Origin of the sequence: Moritella sp. F3, assembly GCF_015082335.1 — a bacterium.
Lineage (GTDB): Bacteria > Pseudomonadota > Gammaproteobacteria > Enterobacterales > Moritellaceae > Moritella.
In genome coordinates this window covers 290,047-313,738 of record NZ_BLRL01000001.1, presented here as the reverse complement: position 1 = coordinate 313,738, position 23,692 = coordinate 290,047, and the positions used below count along the sequence as shown (strand labels likewise).

The following is a 23,692-nucleotide window of genomic DNA, read 5'->3' as shown; positions in this document are numbered from 1 at the left end:
CGCGATTATAGCCAACCATTATTATCCGCTTAACGAGGCGTTAGTTGTACTTACTGAGAATCTGAGTTAATGGAAGAGTTAGCACCAAGAATACCAACTGATATTGAAATAGCCCAAGCTCAAGAAAAGCTCGGGTTCAGATTTTCAACGGAATATATAGCATTTATAAAATCGGGTTATGATTTAGGCTATGCACTATTGGAAGCACTTGAGATTGTCGGTCCTCCGAGCTACGCAGACATATTTGAAGTTTTGGAAAGTGCACGAGAGTTTTACGACTTACCAACGGAATTGCTGCCCATTTGTGAAGATAACTCAGACTACTATTGCTTAAACTCTTATGGTTAAGTTGTGTTTTGGTCACATAACGGCGTTACTAACGAAAAGTGGGCAAATGTGTCTGAGTGGCGTGGCCAAATGATTGCAGAGTCCGAAGAGTAAACGTACAACTAACAAGCCAAGTCAGCGGGACAATTTAAAGTAGGCTCCCGTCGCTTGGCTCCTATTTTAGCCTGCTTTAAATTGCCCCTGCTTGGGGCGTTATGTTTGCTATTGAAATGGAGTGTCAATTTTGACGTTTATCTATCAAACCTCAAGGTTATCCGTGGTCGAAGTTTTCAGTGGTACACTGGAAACTGAAACTTTAGTTTCCATCACGGAATTGTTAACTACCAAAGTAGTAGAGAGCCTTCCTCCATATTTTCGAAATATTAATTCGCTCTCAGATGCTCAAGACTGGTATAAAAAAATGGTGTCGGAAAGCCGTTTGTTTATGGTGAAGCATACAGGCACAAATACGACAATTGGTTTTGTTTTCGTATTTGTCGGAAATGATGCGGATGCTCATATTGGTTATCTTCTTGGTGAGTCATACTGGTGCAAAGGCTACGCTACTGAGTTACTGAAGGGGTTAATTGATTTTATTAAGCATGAGAACAAAATAAAGCGATTAATTGCAGGTGTAGCCACTAACAACATCGTTTCATCCAAATTGCTCCATAAACTTGGTTTTGTTAAGAGTGCTAGTGAAAACGATGAAACAGATTTTTATGAGTATCAGTTGTCACAAACATAACAAGTCACTCAAAAGGACAAATAACAGTTGGTTTTTGCTCCTTCGTCGCTTATTTTAACCAACTATTATTTGCCTTTTAGTGAGGCGTTATGAATTATGGATGTAGCGTGGAGTATTATCTTAAAAAATATGGTGATTGGGTTTTTCTTGTATATATCTTAGTTGGTGTTGTTCCAACATTTATGTACGACACAATCCTTAACGAATCATTTATTTGGGCATTTAAATACTTATCTTTTCCAATCGGTATACTTTGCTTCTACGTTTACCTATGTAAAGTCCCTGAATACCGTCGGAAAGCGGGAAAAATAAAAGGTTTATTGTGGACGTCAATTATTGCCGCAATGCTTATTTTGATAAGTGGTGGCTATGTTATGGGTTTAAACGCAATGGTTGGCGATCAGCAACAAGTTCAACTAACTGGTGAAGTTGTGGAGCTAGACACATATGAAAGTACTAAGGGTGGTATGAGTTACTATGTTTATATTCAGACAACTCATTCAAATGAACCAACTAAACTTGACGTTTCAAAGAAACATTTTGAATCATTAAAAGTGGGAGATTACTTTTCAGAGTCTTGGTCAAAAGGTTCATTTGGTCTGATGTATAAGCGGAGATAATGCATAACAAGTCAATTCAACAGGACAAAAACAGTTGGTTTTTGCTCCTGCGTCGCTTATTTTAACCAACTATTTTTTGCCTCTGAATAAGGCGTTGTGTACTTGGACTAATCAGTAAGAAAGTAGGCGTAATTCATTGGATAAAATCACATTTTTTGCAAGGATGGAGCGTCAAATCCTATCAGGTAAAAAGACTGCAACGATTCGTGATGAATTAGAGAGTCATTACTCTGTTGGGCAGGTAGTGGAGGCTTTTGCTCATGAAGACAATCGAAAGATTTGTAAGCTAGAAATACTTGGTATTGAGTATGTGGAGTTTGATCAACTACATAGAATGCATGCAAAAGCTGAGAATCTACCATTTGTTTTTATACTCAAATGGATCTTACGTAAGATCTATCCAACAGAAAATAGTCTGTACTTTATCAGCTTTAAAGTCGTTGGGTGATATATCTGAAAGTTCTAAGCCCTCATGAGCCACGCACGTAGCAAGTTGTTTAAGAGGGATTCGCAACGGTGGCATTTTAGTATGTGTGGGTTTTAGTGTTTAAGGTGGCTGCAATTGCTTAGGTATTGCGTTAGCTTATCCCTTATTGAATCGTTATGTGTTTAAAGGAAGTTGGCATGGAAGTTACTATTGGAAAGTCCGCTGAGCTCATAGAAAAGGCCCAAGCTATTCGTTATCAAGTATTTACTGTCGAGCAAAATATTCCAAGTGAGTTGGATCTTGACGGTCTAGATAGTGTGTCAGAACACGCCCTTGTTATGGAAGTTGAGCGACCTGTAGCAACTGCTCGCTTGGTTACTAATACTGATGGTTCTTCGGTCATGGCTAGAGTTGCAGTGCTTGATGCTTATCGAGGTTGTGGTATTGCCTCAGTTGTAGTGAAAGCATTAATGGAACATGCTAATCAGAAAGGTGTAAGATCTATAGAAATTCATGCTCACGGCTATTTGCGAAGCTACTATGAAAGATTTGGTTTTGAATTTATCCAAGAAGTAGAAGTTGTTGGTGAGCATCAATTAATAGAAATGCGTCACCAATTAGTACGCGCATAATAAAGCATTTAAGACGGCGTTAGTATGACTCCCGACGTCAAGTAAAACACAGAGGTTCATGCCAATAAAAACTAACTCTCGTGAGGAGTCATTATGTCTATATACCTAGGAGCACCAATGTCCGTTATCGCTGATACGCCTAAACCACCATATTATGCTGTCATATTCACATCTACACGAACAGAAGGTGAAAATGGCTATGGTGAAATGGCCAATAGAATGACTGTGCTAGCAGCACAACAATCTGGATTTTTGGGTGTGGAGTCAGCAAGAGAAGATGTAGGTATAACTGTTTCTTACTGGGCTGATCTTGATTCAATTAAAAGGTGGAAAGCAAACTCTGAGCATTTAGAAGCTCAAAAAACTGGACGTAAGTCTTGGTATGAGTCTTTTAAAGTGCGTATATCAAAAGTAGAGCGAGATTACGGCATATAACCAGTAATTCCCCTTTAATGGGGTATTAGTTGCTAGGAGGGAATGAATGATTAGACATGTTTTACTTATAAAATTCAAAGAGTACTCAGAAGTATCTGAAATAGTGAAGTTGAAATCCTTATTTGAATCTATGCCTGAGAAAGTTGAGGGTGTAGTTTCAGTAGAGTGGGGTGTAAATGATAGCCCTGAAGGTAAAAATAAAGGGTATACACATTCAGTATTAATGACATTTACTGATGAAAATGGCAGGCAAAATTATCTTCCACATCCTGAACACGAAGCGTTGAAAGACGTTTTTAGACCATTAATCGAAGATATCATTGTTTTTGATTATCAGGCTTAACGTTTTTTCGCTGCTAGCAAGCCAATGATTTGGGAGTAAAATTTAATATTAGGCATATAAATACAACAGGGCGTTCAGTAGTTAATATTTATGGTGACAAGTATTAAGTACTGAACGCGCGTTTATCGCTATATTTACATCCTTATCTTCTATTTCTTTTTTTAACCTTTTTTTTGGCTTTTTTAGGCGCTGCTGCAAATTCTTTATGGAAAAGCTGTTCTGTAATAACAGGTATAGCTTGCCCAATGCTTTTTTCAATACTCTTTAATAGCTCGATATCATTTTTGACAGCAAATGAAATGGCCATGCCACTTTTCCCTGCACGCGCAGTTCGCCCTATACGGTGTATGTAGTTTCTTGGATCTTCAGGTAGGTTATAGTTAATGACTAAAGTAATATTATCAACGTCAATGCCACGAGCAGCAACATCAGTAGCCACTAGTACTCTTAAATGAGCATCTTTAAACTGTTGTAACGCTTCTTCTCTCGCTGCTTGTGTTTTACCACTGTGAAGGCTAGCTGCAGTGATGGATGCTTCTTCTAGAGCTTGAACTATGATGTCAGCGCCTGGCTTTGTTTTACAAAAGATTAGCACTTTTTTATAATCAGATTGTTTCAGGATATCAAACAGCAAAGGTACTTTATTCGATTTTTCAAGATGGTATACACTTTGATTAATCAAATCGATAGTCACCGTTTCTGCCGCAATTTGAACCTTTGTTGGTTCCGTTAAAATTGCCTGTGCAAGTATTTCTATTTCAGCAGGCATAGTTGCTGAAAACAAGAGTGTTTGTCGGTGTTTTGGCAGTTTAGATATGATGCGTTGAACATCCTTAAAGAACCCCATATCAAGCATTGTGTCTGCTTCATCTAATACGAATACTTCTAACGCATTAAAATTAATATCGCCGGTTTTAATTAAATCCAATAACCTGCCTGGGGTCGCCACTAAAATATCAAGTCCAAGCGCGATAGAGTCAACTTGAGTTTGTCTTCCTACACCACCATAAACAACTTTAGTTTTAAGCCCTAAACCATCAGCGTAGTCATCAATGTTTTGCATTATTTGCGAAGCAAGCTCTCTCGTGGGAGTAAGTATGAGTGAACGCGTGCTCTTAGCTTTGACATCTATTTTATTGCGGCCAAAATTATTGATAATAGGCAGTGAAAAGGCCGCCGTTTTTCCTGTTCCCGTTTGCGCTATACCCAGAAGATCATGCCCATTAATAAGCGCAGGGATACATTCTTTTTGGATTGGTGTGGGCTGTTTATAGCCTTTAAGACTAACGCGGTCAATAATTGACTCTAAAAGTGAAAATTCTTTAAACTCTGACATGCTGACTCAGTATTCTTTAATCAATAACCTATTATTCTAACAGAATGCTTTAACATATTTAAGACGTATTCAAGATGACTGTTTCTGACCCTGATACCGTAAATTATCAATTTGGTTTTAATCCCTATCGTTCGTTTACCTTGCTGTATTAAGTTGATAAAGTGTTGTTCATAAAGATAAATAAAATAAGATATTATTCAATAGTGATGCTGTTGGTTAGTATCACTGGTAGGTCAAAGATGTGTAATTCATTATGAACGACGCAAACCATAGGCGTCTTGTTTTTCTTCTTACCGTTCATATTAAGCAACGTTTTACAAAGTAGTCAAAAAAGGAAGTGTATGTTTAGCCATATAATGATCGGTTCGAATGATGTAGCTCGCTCAAAAGCATTTTATGATGCCATTATGAAAGTGCTTAATTACAACGAAGGCGTCGTTGATGAAAAAGGGCGTTGTATGTATTTCACCCCAACAGGTGTGCTGGGATTAACTAAGCCAATCGATGGTGAAGAGGCAAGCCATGGCAATGGGATGACAATTGGTTTCTTGGCCGATAGCCCTGAAATCGTCAATGAATGGCATCGAATCGGTTTAGCAAATGGTGGTGTTTCGATAGAGCAACCACCAGGCGTACGTGGAACTGGAGAACGCCAATTGTACCTTGCATATTTACGTGATCCTGATGGAAATAAAATATGCACGACACACTTCCTGCCAAGTGACGTTGCTCTCTAAAAATATCCCGATAGACTCGAAAAATCGTGCTTCAACTAGTTTAATTTAAGTGTGGCACACGTTACTTACCTAGTAGCAAGCTAGTCTGAATAGGGGGAATGATGACGTTACGAGTAGTACCAGAGCTTTACTGTTTCGATATCAATGTGAGCAAATCATTTTTTGTTACTGTATTGGGCTTCGCTATAAAATACGAACGCCCAGAAGAAGAGTTTGCTTATCTCACGCTCGATGGTGTTGATTTGATGCTTGAAGGTATTAATGGTGAGAGCCGTAAGTGGATCTCCGATAAGCTTGAGGCTCCATTAGGACGTGGTATTAATTTCCAGTGGGATGTTGAAAATATCGAGACTTTATATCGCAGTGTTAAATCACTCGCTTTGGATGCGATATATTTACACTTAGAATCTAAGTCATATGAATGTGGTAATAAGATAGCGGTTCAACAGCAATTTATCGTTCAAACCCCTGATGGTTATCTATTTAGATTCTGTCAGGACACACTTTGAGGCCATTTATACCTAACGCATCATTACGCTGTAGCTAAAAGGAATTACGAAATTGAAAAAAATAGGACTTGTCGGTGGACTGGGTTGGGTATCGACACTTGAGTATTATAAGTTAATTAATACATTCACAAATGAAAAGCTCGGTGGGCACCGCAGCGCGCATGTTCTAATCGAAAGCCTTGATGAAGGGGCGTTTCTTGATAATCAGGATAAAGATCCGACAGAACAATTGTGTGAAAACATGATCATTGACGCTGTCGGGGTTCTTGTTGCTGGTGGCGCTGAAGTCGTCGCGTTATGTGCAAATGGTTTGCATCGTTTTATGGACACCATCACAGCTAAGTATGATGTGGACATTGTTGATATCAGAGACGCAACAGCAAAGTCCATTCAAGCGATGGGGCTGGATAGCGTTGGTCTTATTGGCGTACAGAAAACCATGGAAACGAATTTCTACAAAATGACCTTGCAAGCCTATGGTATTGAAGCTGTTGTTCCAGAGAAAACATCAAGAAAATACATTCACCAGAAAATAATCTCAGAGTTGGTACGAAATGAATTCAGTGCCGACACAAAACAGGGCTTTCTATCCGTCATTGAAGATCTCATCGACATGAAGGCTCAAGGTGTGATCTTAGGTTGTACAGAAATACCAATACTATTAGCTTCGCCTGAACATAAAGGTGTACCGCTATTTTCAACAACAGAAATTCATTGCAGAGCAATTGTCGAAAGGGCTATAACTTAGTCTCAGGCTAACACTAACACCGAAGGGCTTCCTGACCTTATAAGCCATGTCATGGGAGATAGTATCGGATGAGAATATAGGAGATAGTATATGCACGAACATGAAAAATTGAATTATGTCGAATTTTCCGCTAGTGATATTCCTGCTACAAAAGCATTTTTCACGGCTTGTTTCGGGTGGTCGTTTGAAGATTTTGGATCTGAATACAGCGCATTTTCTGGCGCAGGTCTTAATGGTGGCTTTTTCAAGTCAGCGCAATCTTCATTAACAAGCAATGGTGCGGCGTTATTAGTTTTTTATAGCAATAATATCGAGGCGACACTTTTAAAAGTCGAGCAGTCGGGTGGTGAGATTATTAAGCCTATATTTACCTTTCCTGGTGGCCGTCGTTTCCATTTTTTAGAGCCCAGCGGTAATGAATTTGCAGTATGGTCTGATATCAGTTTATAAAGAGGGCGCCGATGGCTATGCAGACAGTGTTTTTAACGGTTATTTACTTTGTGATCATTCCGGTGGCGATTCAATTGAGTATTGCCGCCTTATTGATTTTTTTTGGTAAACGAAAATCGCGTGATTTGGATAACAGCAGTCTGAATTTTAATGAACTTTATGTCGTTGATTACACATGTTTACCACCACGACAAAGCTGTAAAGCAAGGGATGGTAAAGAGATAATCTATCGACACTATCCAGCTGGTGCTGATACGGTGCTTATTTTACTGCATGGCTCAGGTTGGCATAGCCAGTATTTATTGCCTTTAGCTAAGTCCATCAGTGATGACGGGCTAGCCGCAGTCTATACGCCTGATTTACGCGGGCATGGCCTGACGCCTGAACGGCGAGGAGATGTCGACTATATCGATCAATTAGAAGATGATTTAGCTGATTTCCTTATCCATATTCAAGATCGTCATCCCAATAGTAAACTGATCCTTGGTGGCCATTCATCCGGCGGTGGATTGGCGATACGTTTTGCTGGCAGTCGTTATGCCGAGAAAATCGATGCATATTTATTGTTATCGCCTTTCCTAAAATATAATGCCCCAACGATGCGCACTAATTCGGGCGGTTGGGCTCATGTACATACTGCTCGTATTATCGGGTTAAGCATGTTCAATATGATGGGGATCCATCGGTTTGATCATCTGACTGCTATCGAATTCAATATGCCTGCATCAGCACAAGATGGTACAGAAACCTTATTGTATTCTCATCGGCTTAATACCGCCTACGTCCCGCGACATTATAAAAAAGACCTTGCTGCGATCAAACAACCGGTTCTTGTCGCTGTCGGTGAGTGTGATGATGCGTTTATTGCGGAGCAGTTTGAGTCTGTCATGTCACCATATACATCAGTTAAAGTTGAACTGTTACCTGAAGTTTCACATATGGGCATAGTAGTAGGTCCTGAAGTGCGGTTAGTGGTGAAAGCGTGGTTACAGAAATTCAATTCGAATACTTTTTAAAGAGAGAAATGACGGTGACAGAAAAAGAGAAAATGCTTGCAGGTCTACCATATGATGCATGGGAAGAGACACTGTTAAAAGATAGGATGAAAGCTAAGTCTATTTGTCATCAGTTTAACATGCATGATCCGGTTAAATTAGATGAAAGAATGGTTATTTTGAAAGGGCTATTATCCATAAAAGGTGCCGCTCATATGGAACCTAACTTCTTTTGCGATTATGGTTATAACATTGAAATCGGAAATGATTTTTATGCCAATCACAATTTAACCATTATTGATGTATGCAAAGTGACGATAGGGAATAATGTCTTGTTTGGTCCTCATGTCATGATTTCGACAGGTACACATCCACTGGATCCGATTGAACGCCAAAAAACGGAATACGGTTCTGCGATAACCATCGGCAATGATGTTTGGGTTGGTGGTAATGTGTCTATTTTACCAGGTATCACCATTGGTGATAACTGTGTTATTGGTGCTGGCAGTGTTGTCACCCGTGACATCCCAGATAATAGCGTTGCAGTTGGTAACCCTTGTCGGGTGATGAAATCTGTTTAAGTTATTAACAAGTAGATCGCCTATAAAAAAGCAAAGGGAGTTCATACATTGAAAATGGATATATTTGTCGTTGATGCGTTTACAGATCAACAGTTCAAAGGTAATTCAGCCGCCGTTATTCCAGTGGATAATTGGCTAACCGCGGAATTGATGCAAAGTATTGCGATAGAGAACAACCTATCAGAAACGGCGTTTGTAAAACAGGTAGAAGGGAATAAGTACGAGATCCGTTGGTTCTCACCGCTGACAGAAATTGATTTCTGTGGTCATGCGACATTAGCGTCTGCTTTTGTGCTATTTCATGAATTTGGTGTTAAAAACGAAATTGAGTTTATTACCGCTGAAGTCGGTAGGTTAAAGGTCGTGCTGAATCAGGACAATGAAATAGAAATGACTTTCCCTGTTCAAATGCCAGAGCCTATTCTAGAGATACCAGCGCAACTGCTTTTAGGGCTTTCGAAAACACCAAAGCTGGTGCTGAGAAATAGGCAGGCTTACTTTGCCATTTTAAATAGTGAACAAGATGTATTGGATGTTAGTTATGATTCAGCACAGCTGAAACAACTTGCCCCTTATGATGTAGTCGTTACATCGACCTCGACTCAATACGATTTCATTTCGCGTTATTTCTGGCCAGCCAACGGCGGCGATGAAGATCCTGTTACAGGTTCTATTCATGCGGGCTTAGCGCCTTATTGGGCTGATAAATTGAACAAGACTGACTTGTTGGCATACCAGGCCTCTCGCCGAGGTGGTATTTTAAAGTGTCAGGTGACAAATCAGCATGTCATTGTATCTGGTCAAGGGGTACTATACCTGAAAGGTACTATTAACGTTTAATATCAGAATTGAATATCGAAGTTTAATATTCATGTAATCGTGAACCGAATCGTCAAGGAAGGCAAAATGAAAGTATATGGTGACTTACAATCAGGCAACTGCTTAAAAGTGAAGATGTTATTATCATTTTTAAGTATTGAACATGACTGGGTTGAGGTGAACATTTTAGCGGGTGAAACGAAAACAGCTGTGTTCCTGTCTAAAAATCCAAACGGAAAAATTCCAGCGGTAGAATTAGATGACGGCCGTTTTCTATGTGAATCGAACGCAATCTTAGGTTATTTTGCCGAGAACACACCTTTGCTGCCAACCGATATTTACGTGAAAGCGAAAGTGTACGAATGGCTTTTCTTCGAACAATATAGCCATGAACCTTTTATTGCTGTCGCCCGTTTTATTCAAAAATATTTAGACATGCCTAAAGCAAGGATGGATGAATACGCCTCACTTCAAGAGGGCGGCAACAAAGCGCTGCAACTAATGGAAAACCAATTAGCTAAAACTCAGTATTTAGTGGGTGATGAAATGACGATTGCTGATATTTCTCTTTATGCTTATACCCATGTCGCTGATGAAGGTGGTTTTGATTTAACCCGTTACCCTGAAATTCAAAATTGGTGTCGTCGGATTCAATCAACAGATGGTTACGTGGGTATGGCGTAACTAATTAGATTTTCACTCTAATATTTTTAATATTAAGGACTTGAGATGTATAATGGAAGTTGTTTGTGCGGATCTATTCAGTTTGAATTGAATGGTGCAATTTCAGATCCGATTTATTGTCATTGTTCACGTTGTCGTAAATCAAGTGGGAGTGCCTATGCTACAAATGGATTTGTGAATGCGTCTGAACTTGAAATTACCGATATTAAGAATGTACTTAAATACTATGAGAGCAGTGAAGGAAAACGAAAGTACTTCTGTGCTACGTGCGGCTCTCCAATCTATAGCTCAAATTCCGCTAAGCCTGACAAACTAAGAATACGTTTAGGTGTGATTGATAGCGATATCATAGAGCGACCAATTTCCCATAATTTCATTACATCGAAAGGAAACTGGGAGGAACTAGATGCGACATTACCAATGTATGAAAAGTATGAGCCTTCAAGAAAGTAGTGCTTAGTAATAAACCATAGAACACCGAGAGGTTCTATAAGAAAAGAGATTTTGCGGTGACAAAGTCTATTCCAAACTGTTTTGCTGACGCTATCGACCGTGTGTTGTAGCGTTAGTCATAAACTTAAAAGAGAGTTTAAGTTGAATAATTATTTTGAAAGCCCTTTTGTGGGTAAATCATTGAAAGAACAAGTAACAAACCCGAATATTATTGTGGGAGAGCACAGCTACTATTCTGGCTACTACCATAATCATAGTTTTGATGATTGCGCGCGTTATTTACTGCCCGATAGAACTGATATTGATCAGTTAATTATTGGGAGTTATTGCTCAATTGGTTCGGGCGCTGTGTTTATGATGGCCGGTAATCAAGGGCATCAAAATAATTGGGTTAGTACCTTCCCATTTTTTTACCAGGATAATGAAAACTTCTCTGACGCTAAAGATGGTTTTGAACGATCAGGTGATACTGTCATTGGTAATGATGTTTGGATAGGTACTGAAGCGATGATCATGAGTGGTGTCACAATAGGTGACGGTGCTATTATCGCAAGTCGTGCTGTTGTAACCAAGGATGTAGCACCTTATTCCATTGTTGGTTCAAACCCAGCAAAACACATTCGTTATCGTTTTACTGAAAGTGAAATTGTCCAGTTATTAGAAATGAAATGGTGGCAGTGGAGTGATGAGCAAATTAAAGGGGCAATGAGTTTCATGTGCTCATCTGATATTAGTGGCCTGTATGATTATTGGCAAAATCAGAATCGATTATAATAAATGTATTACTTTATTTAAGCTTAACCAATCTATTACAGTTAGTGCATTTATAAACGCTGCTGTAAAACATTTTTTCAAGCCAGGTTCTATTTACTTTTTTCATTATCGAATCTTTACAACACTTCATGATTGACCTATATATCATATCGTTAAACAATTAGTTGCTAATAATAACCATTCGCAACTGGGTTTGCAATGATTAAACTAAATAATCAGAATGTTGATTCTGTTAAATAGCGGCGAGCAATACTAATCCTCATACATCAGCGTTAACCCTTTAAGGATGATCAGTGAATAAAGCATATATATTAAATGTATTTACAGGTGAACACGCGCAGGGTAATCCAGCTGCTGTAGTCAAGTTGACAACCTGGTTGTCAGACATGGAATTACAGGTGTTATCTAAAGATTTAGGCCAACCGGTGACATCGTTTATTGTTGCTACCGAGCAGGGTTATGCTATTCGTTGGTTTGCTGGTAACGTCGAAATCGACTTATGTGGCCATGGCAGTTTAGCGGCTGCGGCGGCTATTTTTGAAATAACACCAGAGCATGCATTAGACGTTAAACTGCATAGTCAGCATGGAATAATTACCGTCAAAAAATTAGCCGATGGTTATTCAATGGTTATGCCGAGTTGGACTGCTGAGCCGAGTCTTGACTTAGATGGTAATTGTTATGGTGATGCTTGTGGAAAGCGACTTGGTCTAGATCCTATCGATGTTTTTGCAACCAGAGATTTGATTTTAGTACTTGAGGATGAGGACCAAGTTCGTAACTTCAAGCCTGACTTTTCAGTCATTAAGGGAATCGATGATTACCATGCAGTGATAGTGACTGCGCAGAAAGGTGATACTGGTTATGTACTCAGATTCTTCGCTCCTAAAATTGGCATTGATGAAGATATTGCGACAGGATCTGCTCAATGTTCATTGGTGCCATATTGGTCAAGCAAGCTGTTAACAGAGCAATTAGAAACTCGTCAATTAGAAGTACATCAGCTATCTCGCGAAGGCGGGTACTTTCAAGTCACTCAAAACCCAAATGATAGTATTGAATTGACAGTAAATGTATTGCTTAAGAGCATTGTTAACCTAGACGAAGTACATCAACATACTTTACTACAGTCAGTACCTTAGGTTTATCTTTGGTTATTAACCACAAAACTATGACAGGTCATAATAGTAAAGCTTGTCATATCGTCGCTAGTAAATATGGCTATTATGTAGAACCGATTATTTTACATTGGGAAGATAGGGCAACAGAGTGGTCTGGAAAATCTGATAAAGTAGAAATTCAAATTATTACTTATGACACTAAAACAAAATCAGAAATTGGTAACACTACATATTCAGGTAAAGTAAGTGGTTAACATTCGGAGGTGATCATCCTCAAGACCTTCTTGAAGAGCCAACTCATAAGTATGTTGAAACCCTGTATAAATAACTGTGAATAAAAATAATTGCCAAGTAGATAATGTTTAATTGTCCTATATCAATACTTTGAAGGTGAAATGGATGATATTGATACTTTGGTATTCATAAAAAATCTATTAGGAATGAAATGAGTGAATTTGAAAAGATGTGCTTAGGTATTGAATATGATGCTGATAGTCTAGAGTTTGATCTGCTGAGAAATACTGCGTTTGATTTGCTGCAAAATATTAATCAACGCCAGTTTAAAGCGGCTAAACCTTATGTTGCAGAGTTATTGAATCATATAGGTGAGAACAGTGTTGTATGTTCTCCTTTCTTATGTGAATACGGCAAAACCATTTCAATAGGTAATGATACGTTTATCAATATGGGCGTTACTATGCTAGATAATGCTCCTATAACAATAGGTAATAATGTATTAATTGGCCCTAGCACACAGTTTTATACACCAACACACTCACTTAATTACCAACAACGCAGAAAATGGGAAGTGCAGTGCTTACCAATTGTTGTACAAGATGATGTTTGGATTGGCGGCAATGTTGTTATTTGTCAGGGTGTTACTATTGGCGCTCGTTCTATTATTGCTGCGGGTTCAGTGGTTACTAAAGATGTAGCCCCTGATACTCTTGTTGGTGGTATGCCAGCTACATTGATTAAAATGCTCAACACGACGGAGAGTTGTTAACGAATCTATAGCAATAACTCAACAGGGATGTTGGTTTACCTTAAGTCTATTGTGATCAAATAAAGATGAACTGGAGATGTTTATACCGGTTAATCTTCATCCGCCCCTCACCTCAAAACCGCCGCAAATACAGACTGCATCAATAAAAATCCAAATTTCCTCCAGTTAAACAGCCATTGGCCGCAATGATCGTTATAATCACCGCTTAACGATTATCCTTAAGCGGGTTAAACACAGGGCAGGTAGCAAAGTTGAAAATTGAAGATAACCAGTGGCACATTTGTTCAAATTGTCAGGGACGCGGTAAAGTTAGTAAGCGTCTGCGTAAGAAAGTAAGACTTAGCTATCAGCGTGAGTTGGAACAATTTGAAAAGAATAACAGCGAAGGTATTGCGCCTGTTCGACCTAAACCACACCTTGATGCATGTTCTAACTGTAAAGGTTCTGGCCTGCTCCGTTCTGCTATTCAACCTGTTACTGAAAACGGTCCAGATACAAAAAATTACCCACATGTCGCTATTATTGGTGGCGGTATCGGAGGTGTGGCGCTGGCTGTTGCTTGTTTACACCGTGGAATTCCCTTTACCCTTTATGAACGTGATAGCGGCTTTGAAGCCCGCTCTCAAGGTTATGGACTGACGTTACAACAAGCGAGCCGAGCGATTGAAGGTTTGGGTGTCGTTTCGTTAGAGGATGGTATTGTTTCAACTCGGCATGTGGTGCACACCACCGACGGCAAAGTGATTGGCGAATGGGGGATCCGAAAGTGGGTACCGTCAGACGAGAGAAAGCTACCAAAACGTACTAACGTGCATATCGCTAGACAGTCTTTACGTTTAGCGCTGCTTGAGCAATTAGGTGGGCACGATTCTGTAGAATGGGGACATCAGTTGGTTGATTTTAAACAATCTGCGGCTGAAGGTGTTGATTTAAGTTTTCAAGTTGATGGTGAGATAAAGCACGCCCATGCTGATCTTGTCGTTGGCGCGGATGGTATCCGTAGTTCGGTACGTAAATTGCTGGTGGGTGATGAAGCATCACCACTTAACTATTTAGGTTGTATCGCTATTCTAGGTATTTGTCCTTTGTCGGCGATCCAAAGCTTAGTTGATGATGAGACACTTGATCGCACTCTGCTAGACTCTGCAACAGTGTTCCAAACGGCTAACGGCCATGAACGTATCTATATTATGCCTTATGACGCGGATTCGGTTATGTGGCAGCTTAGCTTTCCAATGTTAGAAGATGACGCTAAGACGCTAAGTGCGCAAGGCCCTAAAGCATTGAAAGAAGATGCGATCCGTCGTTGTCAGTGGCATGCTCCTATTCCAGAGATATTAACGGCGACACCTGACTCACTGGTTTCTGGTTATCCTGTGTATGATCGAGCGCTACTCAAAGCTGAGCTATTAGAGAAAGGCACTAACGCAACACTAATCGGTGATGCTGCTCACCCGATGAGTCCATTCAAAGGGCAGGGCGCAAACCAAGCGTTGCTTGATGCGTTGTCTCTCGCAAGAGAAATTACCAAAGAATGTAGACCCTTATCGAAATGGCGTGATGCAGGCGTGCGGGCAAGTGTGTTAAATACATTTGAAGCCGAAATGCTAGCACGCAGTGCTAAGAAAGTGAAAGAGTCTGCAGATGCAGCTGAGTTTTTGCATACCGATGTTGTACTGCATGAGGGCAATGAACCAAGGGGCCGCTGCCTGAATCGAACTGAAGAAAAGCAAGAGCAGTAAGGATTACAGTAAAGTAACGTGTAACATCACATGACTTCTATTCACTGCATTGCATCTATCGCTATGCAGTGAAGAATGTCTTTCTAGTGCTTGTATCTAAAAGTATTACTATCGTCCAGTATGTCTATTCTGACTGGCACGACACCTTTATGGGTATTGCCTATCTGTTCAAATGCCTTTTGAGATAGGTCTATTACTCTGCCTCGAACAAATGGCCCTCTATCATTAATTTTTACATCCACAGACTTGTTATTGACTGTATTTGTCACCCTTACGACAGTACCAAATGGCAGGGTTTTATGCGCAGCAGTGTACGCCCTCATATTGTATGTCTCACCGCTAGCCGTTCGCTTGCCATGATATTTACTGCCATACCAAGACGCATCACCAACAAGGTCGTGAGATTTTGAATACGCTATCGTTTTAGGTGAGCCAGTTGTCAATGTGGATGAGCAACCCGTCAGCATAGCAAGGACGAAAATTGTGATAGTAAGACTTAATTTCTTCATGTTATGTTAGTACCGCTTTAAGTAATGTTTCATTTGGTTTATGTATTTCTTAATTTCTTTAAGAATTCATCGCGGGTGAGACAGCTATTTTTCAATTTTGTTCGTAAAAAAGGGACTTTAAAGTATGTTGAAGCAAGTCGGGAATACGAAGATCCAACCTAGACATAAAGCAACTTGCCATTGCGGCTCTGTTGAACTTGAATTATCACTGCCGAATGGTATCGAAAATCCGCGCCGTTGTGATTGCTCTATATGTCGCCGTAAAGGAGCTATAGTTGGTTCTGTTAATTTAGACGGTATTCGCATTGTAAAAGGCAATGAATATCTAAAATTATATGAATTTAATACGGCTACAGCTAAACATTATTTTTGTTCTCATTGTGGTATTTATACGCATCATCAGCGACGTTCAAATCCCAATGAATATGGTTTTAATATAGCTTGTTTGGAAGGTGTCAATCCATTTGATTTAGGTGATGTTGTCACTAATGATGGGGTCAATCACCCTGCGGATAGGTAGTATTAATTCAATGGATTACATGGGAAGTGAAAGCCATTAACATTGGGTTTAATGGCTTTCTATAACAGGTGTCTATTTATTAACTATTATTTATTAACGACTACTTAGCTGCATCCTTCGTCAAACTGCTGTGGACGATACTGATCCATACTTTTTCATTTAAAAATCCTTTTCCCCAGATTTTCCATTGGTCACTCAAACCCTTTTCTTGAATCGCTTCAAGGCTCATTTTTTGCGTCATCATCATTTCAACTTCGCTGGTGGTACCGACTAAAATGTCTCTAAACGCAATCAGTTGTTTCTTATTCGATATAGCGCCATGCCCTGGTACGACTATAGTGTCGTCGGCTATTTGATCTAAGATACCGCCAATATTCTTAACCACACCGCGAACATTGCCGTCGGTGTGGCCATTAGGTCGATGTAAGGCTTTAATGGTTTCATCGTTGAATTCCTTCCTTGAGTTTGCTCGTAAATAGGTCTCTATACGGTACCAATGAGTCTAGCAGAGTTCTGCTTATTCGAATTTGTGTCGGTTATTTAGAGTTGGTGGTGTGAAATATACTTAAATGAAGAAGTTACTGCTGGAAATGATGAAATCAGCATTTATTCCGTTATGAAATCAAAGCGGGCAGCGATTACAAATGTTAAGATATGCAGCATATTTACAGGCATTGTCATCTTCGAGTGGCGTTAGGTTGAGAGCTATAATGGATTCGGAATACGAACAAATAAAATTATTTTTACAAAACAATAATAAACAAGATCTCGCTCGACTGCGAAAGCAGATCCCGACGTTTGAATGTACACCTGGTTGCCATGATTGTTGTGGGCCAGTGACAACGTCTGCAGAAGAAATGTCGCGCCTGCCGTACAAAACGGATGCAGAGCATGAGGTCGCATTAAATGAATATAATTGCGTACACCTTGGCCCTAAAGGCTGCACTGTCTATGAAGAACGTCCATTGATCTGCCGACTGTTTGGCACTACGCCAAGAATGCCTTGCCCGAATGAGCGCCGACCAGCAGAAATGATTGACGTTAAAGTCGAAGGGCAGATCCATCACTACATCAAGAGCACACGACAAGTTCTGGTGTAACTAATACATTAGAACGGACTGGAGAAAAAATGGAATTTATTCTTATAAAACGAACACACAACGAACTCGATTGAATCCATGGACAGTCGAGCGGTGATAATAAACAGAGGTAATGGGTGTTAAAGCAAACGCAGTTAAACAGCGAATATGATGAGCAAGGTTACTTTGTCATTAGAAATTACTTCAGTGCAGCAGAGATCTCAGCACTGAGAGAAGTAGTATTGAGATTTCATGAGGCTTGGAAAGAGGACAACATACAATTTTATCGCTCTGAAGCGTTCAATTCTTCAGTCATTACCGGCATTGACTACTTAGAGTGCGATGATCGACTCAAGCTTTTCAACTTCATCAGTGGTAAAAAAATGATGGATGCTGTCGAATCGGTGATACCTGAAAATGCTGCATTCATGAATACTCAGCTATTCTTTAACCCTGTAAATCCAAAACAAAGAGATTTCTGGCATCGTGATTGTCAATATGACTTTGGAGTTGAGCAGCAAAAGATAGCCGTTCAAGAGACGCAAGTCGTCCATCTTCGCGTACCTTTATTTGATGAACTCGGCATGGAGCTCATCCCCGGCACGCATAAGCGTTGGGATAACGAAGAAGAATTTAATGTACGCCAGGAGATTAACGGTAAAGTGAGTTGTGACAGTATCGCAGGCGGTAAGGTTATTGGTTTAGCCGCAGGTGATTTGTTGGTGTTCTCTGCTGATATGATCCACCGTGGCCTGTATGGTATGGATAGATTAGCGTTGGATATTTTAGTATTTGATCCCGATGGTGACTTTGCCGACTATGTCGATGACGAATGTTTGCCGAGCATTGAAATGCTTGATAAAATTGATGATTCAAGATTATTTGAAAGTACGCTCGATTTAAAGGCGCAGTGTTGCGTTTGAGCCGAAATGCGATGACAATTTAAACGTTATATATGTGGAGACGAAATGGAATTTATTTTTGCCAGTGCGACAGACAAAGATCTGAATGCCATTATTGCATTAGGTGAGTCAGTCAATGAAGAACACGTCGTCCCTTTACTTAATTCCGAGGGCAAAGACGCCATTCGAATTGCGTTTAAATCTGATATCGATAAAATCAAGGATCCCCAAGTTTACTCACTCGTTAAGGTAAGTGTGGGTAACGAGATTGTCGGGTATATCGGTTGGCGTGATAATAACTATCTTGGCCATCTTTATGTTAAAACGCCATACCATGGTTTCGGTATTGCGAAACGACTGGTCAATGAAATGAAAACCCTGAGTGGCGCAAGTTTAATTCATGTCAAAGCGTCGATTTATGCACTGGGCTTCTATCAAAAAGTCGGCTTTAAGGCTACTTCAGAAGAACTGAGCATCAATAGCATCCGTTATGTCCCAATGGAGTTGAATGTTGATCTGCAATCTTAATATCTGTAACCATCTTAATATCAATAGACGATTTCAAAGGAATGTTATGTTTACCCCTACTTTATTTAAAACCACTTTAGCTGCACTCTTGTGTAGCACTATGCTGGTGAGTAACGCCAATGCCTGGTCTGAACACAGTCTCATCACTTTTCCAATATTAAACACCATGCCTGAAGTGGCAGATCAAGCACCGATTAAGGTTGAAACTTTAGCGGAGTTTGTGACTGCAGAGGCGCAAGGATTAGAAAAATTGTTAGCCAGTAATGAAAACTGGTTGCGTGAAAACTTTGCGTATTATAAGCCGCGCCCTGATGCCTTAGCGTTTAACGCTAGCGATACTGCATTATTGCAAAGTTTCATTCACGCTATTCGGATTAATCCCAATTCACGTATTAATCCATACGTGCAATTATTACCGGGGCAAGATAAGCAAGGTCGCCGTCGATTAGATGCCGCTGAAGTTGCTGTATTTAGCAATCTTGACCATTACAACGCTATCACCTTTGTTGAAGTGAAAAGTGGTGAAATGGTGACGCCAATTGAAGTATTAGTATCGGCTAATGACGACCCTGATCATGGCCTTGATATTGGCTTGTTTGAAGACAGCAATACTGAGTTTGGTAAAATGTATGGTTTTGGTAACCAAGCTTTCGGCAATCCGGCATTAGAGTACAGCACACAAGCACCGTTCCACATGGGGTTCTACTATGAATCAAGTGTGTTATTCACGCTAGCCCCGTTCTTGCGTGATACTTTCCCTGATTACCGTGTTCACATGTATAAAGCGTTGTCTGAGTATGCGTTCAGTACTGGTCATGATTATTGGGGGTGGCGCTTTATGGGTTGGGGCATGCATTACGTTGGTGATATTGCCCAGTCATACCATTCGACTTTACAGCCGGGTGTGAGTACGGCATCGAGCTTATGGACCAATGCGAAAGACATGATGGGTTATCCGCAAGCGAAGATTGATGCGATCCAGTTGTTGTCCAACCGCCATTTGGTATTAGAAGAGTTCCAAGAAATTATCACCAAACAAGCCTATGAGAATAATGATTTTAGTAGTGCGCTATTTAAAGCGTTGACGAAAGAGACTGCGGTCGTCGAATACACTGATAATACATTCGTTGAAGTGTTTGCGAAAAACTCATATGACAAATCAGATAAACTAGCGGATTATCTAGAGCGTTGGGTACCTGAGCAGCTTGTGAGTGATCCAAGCTTTGAAGTGGATGGTAGTAAAGAAATTGACATGATTGTGGAGATGATCCGTGAGCAGCACGGTGAAGAGGGCATTACTCAGATGACTAATTTACTGGCTGAGTTTATGTCTGATCATAATGCCAATACTCGCAGTTTTGTGCGTGCAATTTTAACTCACAAACCGTAATTTAATTCACTTATATTATTGATTTAAAGTGGATGATGGTCTCTATTTAGTAAGTAGTTACCTAATTTAAATCGGAGTATGTGATGCGAAAGTGTATACAACATCCTAAATTGTTGTCCTCACTGGCGCTAATGTGGGCTGTACTTACGTTGCCTGCATGCAGTTTGCAAGAGATAAGTAGGCAGTCAGATGCACTGGCTTCGACAGGCAATATTACTGGTGAAGTCAGCGTGCAAGGTGAATCCAACGCCCCCATTTATGTGCACTTATACCGACGTGAAAACGCGGTCATCAAACTGATCGATAAAAACACTGTTCAGTCTAACGGGCAATACTTATTTACTGTACAGCCTGGGACTTACAGTGTTGCGGCCTTTATTGATGGTAACAATACTGATGGAACGGTTTCTTATAATAGTACCGCTAATCGCGCTATTAAAAACGATGGTGAATATGTTGCTGGTGACTGGGTCAATTATTACGGTCAAGACCAAGGTGAACCTACATTCGTAGTTGTTGCGGTAGATGAAGAAGTTTCAGTGCCGCGACTAGTGATTAAAGGACCGATAACTTTACGGCCTAACATTGATGTGATGAAACAGTTAGGCAAGAATACTAAAAATATAGGCCGAGTTGTGTCGCTAGACGATGCTATGTTCGGGCGTGATTTTGCCTCCATGGGATTATGGCGCCCATTTGATTTTGTCGAACAAGTCGGCGGTGGTTTATTGCTATTGCAAGAATACGATGAGAATAAAATACCCTTGTTATTCGTTCATGGTATGGGTGGTTCGAGTGCTGAGTTTGTTGACATAGTCGCGAGTATTGACCAGCACAAATACCAGCCTTGGATACTTTATTACCCCAGTGGTGTTAACTTAGATTTAGTCAGTGATTATCTGCTCGAAGCGCTGCAACAGTTGTCCCATCAATACCAATTTAAACAATTGGGGATCATTGCTCATAGTATGGGCGGCTTGATGATCCGCTCTTACGTAATGAAGAAACAGCAATCAGCGGCGCCTTACGATGTGAAATTTGTGGTGACGGTTAATAGCCCGCTATATGGTATGGAAAGTGCAGCGAAGGGGGTCAAAAATTCCCCCATAGTGCTCCAAGCCTGGATCGATGTTGCGCGAGATAGTGCCTACGTAAAACGTGTTCATAGTTGGCCTTGGCCAGATACAATACCGTATCATTTAGTGTTTTCTTATCTGCCTGGGGAAGATGGTGATGGGGTTGTGCCATTGAATAGCCAGTTGTCACAATCACTACAGCGGGAAGCGACGCAAATTCATGGCTTTGAAGCTCAGCATGCTGACATTCTTAAACAGCCTATTTTTATGGAAAAGCTCAATGACATTCTCGCAGATTTTTAGCTGGTGGATTATCAATTCGCGGTAATTCAGTTGCAAGCACAACAGTAAATACTCGCGTATTAACAGTCGTGCTTGTTGTTTTAGTTATATTTATACTGTTGTTTTAGTTGCATTTACACTGCTGTAGGTGCTGGCGGTAACAACTCACGTTTAAGTACTTTTCCTACAGGGCTTTTAGGTAGATCATCACGAAATTCAATATCACGTGGCACTTTATAAGCAGTCAAATAACGGCGGCAATGAGTTTGCACATCTTTGCTCGTTAGCGCTTTATTGCTGCTACAGATGAAGGCTTTAACTTGTTCGCCTGTTACTTGATGTGGAAGACCTAGGACTGCGGCTTCTTCGATATCAGGATGTAATCGCAGCACTTCTTCAATTTCGACCGAATATACATTAAAGCCAGATACTAGGATCATGTCTTTTTTACGATCGACAATAAAGAAACAGCCATCTTTATCCATACGGGCCATATCACCAGTTGAGAACCAGCCGTCGGCATCAATCGATTCAGCTGTGGCTTGTGTTTGTTTCCAATAACCAGACATCACTTGTGGGCCGCGTACTTGTAACTCACCTACAATGTTGATATCCAATGCTTGCTTATCATCATTCACCACCCGCATTTCTGTTGATGGTAGCGGTACGCCAATACCGGCAGTATATGCTTGCTGGGTGTGAATACCACTGCATACAACTGGCGAGCATTCTGTTAATCCATAACCTTCAACAACGGGCATGCCAGTGACTTCTTGCCATTCTTTCGCTACATCTTCTTGGGTCGACATGCCGCCAGCGATGGTGAAGCGCGCATGACTGAAATCTAATGCACGGAATTTTTCATTCTTTAACATGCCGCTGAACAAGGTGTTTAAGCCGAAGAAGATAGTGAAAGGGTAGCCTTTTAGCTCTTTGATAAAGCCATCCATATCTCTTGGGTTAGTAATTAATAAATTACGACCACCGATCATCATGATAAACATCAAGCTGACTGAGTTGGCAAAGATATGATAAAGCGGTAACGGTGTCACCACATGGTCTTTTGACAACAAGGTGCGAGGCGAGAATTGTCCGTAAACTTGCAATACGTTAGCAACAATATTGCGGTGGGTTAACATCGCGCCTTTAGCTACGCCTGTCGTGCCGCCTGTGTATTGTAGGTAGGCAATGTCCTCTGGTTTACAGTTTGGGCGACTATAAATTAACTTTCGCCCTGCTGTAAGTACTTTTCGCATGGATATTGCGTTTTCAATATTAAAATGAGGGACCATTTTTTTCACGTATTTTACGGCGAAATTAACCATAGTACGTTTAGGCTGCTGTAATTGGTCGCCTATGTTAGTCATGATGACGTGTTCGATGCTGGTTTGTGGTAAGACTTTTTCGAGGTTGGCACCAAAGTTACTAATGGCGATAATCATCTTTGCGCCAGAATCAGTTAATTGATGCTGTAATTCCCGTTGGGTGTATAACGGATTAACATTAACGGCAATTAAGCCCGCACGCAGTATGCCAAATAGCGCAATAGGGTACTGTAATAAATTTGGCATCATAATAGCGCAGCGATCGCCTGGCTGCATCTTCAGGTCGTGCTGTAAGTAAGCCGCAAAAGCTCGGCTTTGTTGTTCTAGTTGACGAAAGGTTAGCGTTGCGCCCATATTTAAAAAGGCGATTGAATCAGCGTGTTTCTCGCAGCTTTGTTCGACGATATCTAAAATGCTGTCATATTGGGATATATCAATGAACTCAGGCACATCGCTTGGGTAATTTTTTAACCACGTTTTTTCCATGTTAAAATTCTCTGTAGAGTAATATACGATATATTATCTTATAATTGGTGTATTAGTTAGTTGATAATAATCATGTGTGGATGCATCTGTACTACTTATACAGCTGTT

At 40.3% G+C, this 23,692-nt stretch carries 30 protein-coding genes and 1 pseudogene; 27 read left to right on the top strand and 4 right to left on the bottom strand.

Features of this window, described 5'->3' with window-relative positions; all coding sequences use genetic code 11:
* Positions 1-69: 69 nt before the first annotated feature.
* From JFU56_RS01375 to JFU56_RS01345, 7 genes are all read left to right on the top strand, one after another.
* The gene (locus JFU56_RS01375; RefSeq protein ID WP_242065791.1) at positions 70-348 is read left to right on the top strand and encodes an SMI1/KNR4 family protein; all 279 of its coding nucleotides are present in this window, start codon (positions 70-72) and stop codon (positions 346-348) included.
* 256 nt (positions 349-604) lie between these two features.
* Positions 605-1,075 (top strand): GNAT family N-acetyltransferase, encoded by a 471-nt coding sequence (locus JFU56_RS01370; RefSeq protein WP_198435494.1) that lies wholly within the window; start codon positions 605-607, stop codon positions 1,073-1,075.
* Positions 1,076-1,182: 107 nt separating this feature from the next.
* The gene (locus tag JFU56_RS01365; protein WP_198435493.1) at positions 1,183-1,695 is read left to right on the top strand and encodes a hypothetical protein; all 513 of its coding nucleotides are present in this window, start codon (positions 1,183-1,185) and stop codon (positions 1,693-1,695) included.
* Between the two features lie 136 nt (positions 1,696-1,831).
* On the top strand, positions 1,832-2,143 hold the full coding sequence (gene yqfB, locus JFU56_RS01360) for a N(4)-acetylcytidine aminohydrolase (RefSeq protein WP_198435492.1): 312 nt from the start codon (positions 1,832-1,834) through the stop codon (positions 2,141-2,143).
* Positions 2,144-2,319: 176 nt separating this feature from the next.
* Positions 2,320-2,754, top strand: a complete 435-nt coding sequence (locus JFU56_RS01355) for a GNAT family N-acetyltransferase (protein WP_198435491.1) — start codon at positions 2,320-2,322, stop codon at positions 2,752-2,754.
* Between the two features lie 117 nt (positions 2,755-2,871).
* Complete coding sequence (locus JFU56_RS01350) at positions 2,872-3,189, top strand: antibiotic biosynthesis monooxygenase (RefSeq protein WP_198435833.1); 318 nt, start codon at positions 2,872-2,874, stop codon at positions 3,187-3,189.
* A 46-nt stretch (positions 3,190-3,235) separates the two neighbouring features.
* Positions 3,236-3,532 (top strand): Dabb family protein, encoded by a 297-nt coding sequence (locus JFU56_RS01345; RefSeq protein WP_198435490.1) that lies wholly within the window; start codon positions 3,236-3,238, stop codon positions 3,530-3,532.
* A 142-nt stretch (positions 3,533-3,674) separates the two neighbouring features.
* Here the strand turns inward: JFU56_RS01345 and JFU56_RS01340 are convergent, their stop codons facing one another.
* Positions 3,675-4,868: a DEAD/DEAH box helicase gene (locus tag JFU56_RS01340; protein WP_198435489.1), complete on the bottom strand. Its 1,194-nt coding sequence runs from the start codon at positions 4,866-4,868 to the stop codon at positions 3,675-3,677.
* A gap of 341 nt (positions 4,869-5,209) precedes the next feature.
* On the opposite strand from JFU56_RS01340, the gene JFU56_RS01335 reads away from it, so the two are divergent.
* From JFU56_RS01335 to JFU56_RS01270, 14 genes and pseudogenes are all read left to right on the top strand, one after another.
* On the top strand, positions 5,210-5,605 hold the full coding sequence (locus tag JFU56_RS01335; RefSeq protein WP_198435488.1) for a VOC family protein: 396 nt from the start codon (positions 5,210-5,212) through the stop codon (positions 5,603-5,605).
* 101 nt (positions 5,606-5,706) lie between these two features.
* Complete coding sequence (locus tag JFU56_RS01330; RefSeq protein WP_198435487.1) at positions 5,707-6,114, top strand: VOC family protein; 408 nt, start codon at positions 5,707-5,709, stop codon at positions 6,112-6,114.
* Positions 6,115-6,166: 52 nt separating this feature from the next.
* Positions 6,167-6,862 carry an aspartate/glutamate racemase family protein gene (locus JFU56_RS01325; RefSeq protein ID WP_198435486.1) on the top strand — a complete coding sequence of 232 codons (696 nt, stop codon included), beginning with the start codon at positions 6,167-6,169 and terminating at the stop codon, positions 6,860-6,862.
* Positions 6,863-6,952: 90 nt separating this feature from the next.
* A complete protein-coding gene (locus JFU56_RS01320) occupies positions 6,953-7,312 on the top strand; it encodes a VOC family protein (protein WP_198435485.1) in 360 nt (119 codons plus the stop codon).
* Positions 7,313-7,323: 11 nt separating this feature from the next.
* Positions 7,324-8,328 (top strand): alpha/beta hydrolase, encoded by a 1,005-nt coding sequence (locus JFU56_RS01315; RefSeq protein WP_242065790.1) that lies wholly within the window; start codon positions 7,324-7,326, stop codon positions 8,326-8,328.
* An 8-nt stretch (positions 8,329-8,336) separates the two neighbouring features.
* Positions 8,337-8,888 carry a sugar O-acetyltransferase gene (locus JFU56_RS01310; protein WP_198435484.1) on the top strand — a complete coding sequence of 184 codons (552 nt, stop codon included), beginning with the start codon at positions 8,337-8,339 and terminating at the stop codon, positions 8,886-8,888.
* A gap of 48 nt (positions 8,889-8,936) precedes the next feature.
* Complete coding sequence (locus tag JFU56_RS01305) at positions 8,937-9,728, top strand: PhzF family phenazine biosynthesis protein (protein ID WP_198435483.1); 792 nt, start codon at positions 8,937-8,939, stop codon at positions 9,726-9,728.
* Between the two features lie 66 nt (positions 9,729-9,794).
* On the top strand, positions 9,795-10,391 hold the full coding sequence (locus JFU56_RS01300) for a glutathione S-transferase family protein (protein WP_198435482.1): 597 nt from the start codon (positions 9,795-9,797) through the stop codon (positions 10,389-10,391).
* 45 nt (positions 10,392-10,436) lie between these two features.
* Positions 10,437-10,844 carry a GFA family protein gene (locus JFU56_RS01295; RefSeq protein WP_198435481.1) on the top strand — a complete coding sequence of 136 codons (408 nt, stop codon included), beginning with the start codon at positions 10,437-10,439 and terminating at the stop codon, positions 10,842-10,844.
* A 141-nt stretch (positions 10,845-10,985) separates the two neighbouring features.
* Positions 10,986-11,618: a type B chloramphenicol O-acetyltransferase gene (gene catB, locus JFU56_RS01290; RefSeq protein WP_198435480.1), complete on the top strand. Its 633-nt coding sequence runs from the start codon at positions 10,986-10,988 to the stop codon at positions 11,616-11,618.
* A 293-nt stretch (positions 11,619-11,911) separates the two neighbouring features.
* The gene (locus tag JFU56_RS01285) at positions 11,912-12,760 is read left to right on the top strand and encodes a PhzF family phenazine biosynthesis protein (protein WP_198435479.1); all 849 of its coding nucleotides are present in this window, start codon (positions 11,912-11,914) and stop codon (positions 12,758-12,760) included.
* A 29-nt stretch (positions 12,761-12,789) separates the two neighbouring features.
* Positions 12,790-13,067 (top strand): annotated as a pseudogene (locus tag JFU56_RS01280) (DUF4823 domain-containing protein).
* Positions 13,068-13,184: 117 nt separating this feature from the next.
* A complete protein-coding gene (locus JFU56_RS01275; RefSeq protein ID WP_198435478.1) occupies positions 13,185-13,745 on the top strand; it encodes a sugar O-acetyltransferase in 561 nt (186 codons plus the stop codon).
* Positions 13,746-13,996: 251 nt separating this feature from the next.
* The gene (locus JFU56_RS01270; RefSeq protein ID WP_198435477.1) at positions 13,997-15,487 is read left to right on the top strand and encodes an NAD(P)/FAD-dependent oxidoreductase; all 1,491 of its coding nucleotides are present in this window, start codon (positions 13,997-13,999) and stop codon (positions 15,485-15,487) included.
* 83 nt (positions 15,488-15,570) lie between these two features.
* Here the strand turns inward: JFU56_RS01270 and JFU56_RS01265 are convergent, their stop codons facing one another.
* On the bottom strand, positions 15,571-15,996 hold the full coding sequence (locus JFU56_RS01265) for a septal ring lytic transglycosylase RlpA family protein (RefSeq protein ID WP_198435476.1): 426 nt from the start codon (positions 15,994-15,996) through the stop codon (positions 15,571-15,573).
* A 124-nt stretch (positions 15,997-16,120) separates the two neighbouring features.
* On the opposite strand from JFU56_RS01265, the gene JFU56_RS01260 reads away from it, so the two are divergent.
* Positions 16,121-16,516 (top strand): GFA family protein, encoded by a 396-nt coding sequence (locus tag JFU56_RS01260; RefSeq protein WP_198435475.1) that lies wholly within the window; start codon positions 16,121-16,123, stop codon positions 16,514-16,516.
* Positions 16,517-16,616: 100 nt separating this feature from the next.
* On the opposite strand, the gene JFU56_RS01255 is transcribed toward JFU56_RS01260, so the two are convergent.
* On the bottom strand, positions 16,617-16,901 hold the full coding sequence (locus JFU56_RS01255) for a hypothetical protein (RefSeq protein WP_242065789.1): 285 nt from the start codon (positions 16,899-16,901) through the stop codon (positions 16,617-16,619).
* Between the two features lie 325 nt (positions 16,902-17,226).
* Here JFU56_RS01255 and JFU56_RS01250 point away from each other — a divergent pair, with 325 nt between their 5' ends.
* The 5 genes from JFU56_RS01250 to JFU56_RS01230 all read left to right on the top strand — a co-directional run bounded on the left by JFU56_RS01250 (position 17,227) and on the right by JFU56_RS01230 (position 21,794).
* Complete coding sequence (locus JFU56_RS01250; protein ID WP_198435474.1) at positions 17,227-17,616, top strand: YkgJ family cysteine cluster protein; 390 nt, start codon at positions 17,227-17,229, stop codon at positions 17,614-17,616.
* A 116-nt stretch (positions 17,617-17,732) separates the two neighbouring features.
* Positions 17,733-18,518, top strand: a complete 786-nt coding sequence (locus JFU56_RS01245) for a phytanoyl-CoA dioxygenase family protein (RefSeq protein ID WP_198435473.1) — start codon at positions 17,733-17,735, stop codon at positions 18,516-18,518.
* Positions 18,519-18,563: 45 nt separating this feature from the next.
* A complete protein-coding gene (locus tag JFU56_RS01240; protein WP_198435472.1) occupies positions 18,564-19,025 on the top strand; it encodes a GNAT family N-acetyltransferase in 462 nt (153 codons plus the stop codon).
* Positions 19,026-19,071: 46 nt separating this feature from the next.
* A complete protein-coding gene (locus JFU56_RS01235; RefSeq protein ID WP_198435471.1) occupies positions 19,072-20,415 on the top strand; it encodes a hypothetical protein in 1,344 nt (447 codons plus the stop codon).
* Positions 20,416-20,498: 83 nt separating this feature from the next.
* A complete protein-coding gene (locus JFU56_RS01230) occupies positions 20,499-21,794 on the top strand; it encodes an alpha/beta hydrolase (RefSeq protein ID WP_198435470.1) in 1,296 nt (431 codons plus the stop codon).
* A gap of 113 nt (positions 21,795-21,907) precedes the next feature.
* Here the strand turns inward: JFU56_RS01230 and JFU56_RS01225 are convergent, their stop codons facing one another.
* Complete coding sequence (locus JFU56_RS01225; protein WP_198435469.1) at positions 21,908-23,584, bottom strand: AMP-binding protein; 1,677 nt, start codon at positions 23,582-23,584, stop codon at positions 21,908-21,910.
* Positions 23,585-23,692 lie beyond the last annotated feature (108 nt).

Coding starts and splice junctions, on each gene's coding strand:
- JFU56_RS01295 (WP_198435481.1), top strand. CDS start 10,437: ATGTATAATGGAAGTTGTTTGTGCGGATCTATTCAGTTTGAATTGAAT.
- JFU56_RS01315 (WP_242065790.1), top strand. CDS start 7,324: ATGGCTATGCAGACAGTGTTTTTAACGGTTATTTACTTTGTGATCATT.
- JFU56_RS01235 (WP_198435471.1), top strand. CDS start 19,072: ATGTTTACCCCTACTTTATTTAAAACCACTTTAGCTGCACTCTTGTGT.
- JFU56_RS01265 (WP_198435476.1), bottom strand. CDS start 15,996: ATGAAGAAATTAAGTCTTACTATCACAATTTTCGTCCTTGCTATGCTG.
- JFU56_RS01260 (WP_198435475.1), top strand. CDS start 16,121: ATGTTGAAGCAAGTCGGGAATACGAAGATCCAACCTAGACATAAAGCA.
- JFU56_RS01345 (WP_198435490.1), top strand. CDS start 3,236: ATGATTAGACATGTTTTACTTATAAAATTCAAAGAGTACTCAGAAGTA.
- JFU56_RS01310 (WP_198435484.1), top strand. CDS start 8,337: ATGACGGTGACAGAAAAAGAGAAAATGCTTGCAGGTCTACCATATGAT.
- JFU56_RS01335 (WP_198435488.1), top strand. CDS start 5,210: ATGTTTAGCCATATAATGATCGGTTCGAATGATGTAGCTCGCTCAAAA.
- JFU56_RS01340 (WP_198435489.1), bottom strand. CDS start 4,868: ATGTCAGAGTTTAAAGAATTTTCACTTTTAGAGTCAATTATTGACCGC.
- JFU56_RS01300 (WP_198435482.1), top strand. CDS start 9,795: ATGAAAGTATATGGTGACTTACAATCAGGCAACTGCTTAAAAGTGAAG.
- JFU56_RS01375 (WP_242065791.1), top strand. CDS start 70: ATGGAAGAGTTAGCACCAAGAATACCAACTGATATTGAAATAGCCCAA.
- JFU56_RS01275 (WP_198435478.1), top strand. CDS start 13,185: ATGAGTGAATTTGAAAAGATGTGCTTAGGTATTGAATATGATGCTGAT.
- JFU56_RS01350 (WP_198435833.1), top strand. CDS start 2,872: ATGTCCGTTATCGCTGATACGCCTAAACCACCATATTATGCTGTCATA.
- JFU56_RS01355 (WP_198435491.1), top strand. CDS start 2,320: ATGGAAGTTACTATTGGAAAGTCCGCTGAGCTCATAGAAAAGGCCCAA.
- JFU56_RS01225 (WP_198435469.1), bottom strand. CDS start 23,584: ATGGAAAAAACGTGGTTAAAAAATTACCCAAGCGATGTGCCTGAGTTC.
- JFU56_RS01230 (WP_198435470.1), top strand. CDS start 20,499: ATGCGAAAGTGTATACAACATCCTAAATTGTTGTCCTCACTGGCGCTA.
- JFU56_RS01330 (WP_198435487.1), top strand. CDS start 5,707: ATGACGTTACGAGTAGTACCAGAGCTTTACTGTTTCGATATCAATGTG.
- JFU56_RS01250 (WP_198435474.1), top strand. CDS start 17,227: ATGGATTCGGAATACGAACAAATAAAATTATTTTTACAAAACAATAAT.
- JFU56_RS01320 (WP_198435485.1), top strand. CDS start 6,953: ATGCACGAACATGAAAAATTGAATTATGTCGAATTTTCCGCTAGTGAT.
- JFU56_RS01240 (WP_198435472.1), top strand. CDS start 18,564: ATGGAATTTATTTTTGCCAGTGCGACAGACAAAGATCTGAATGCCATT.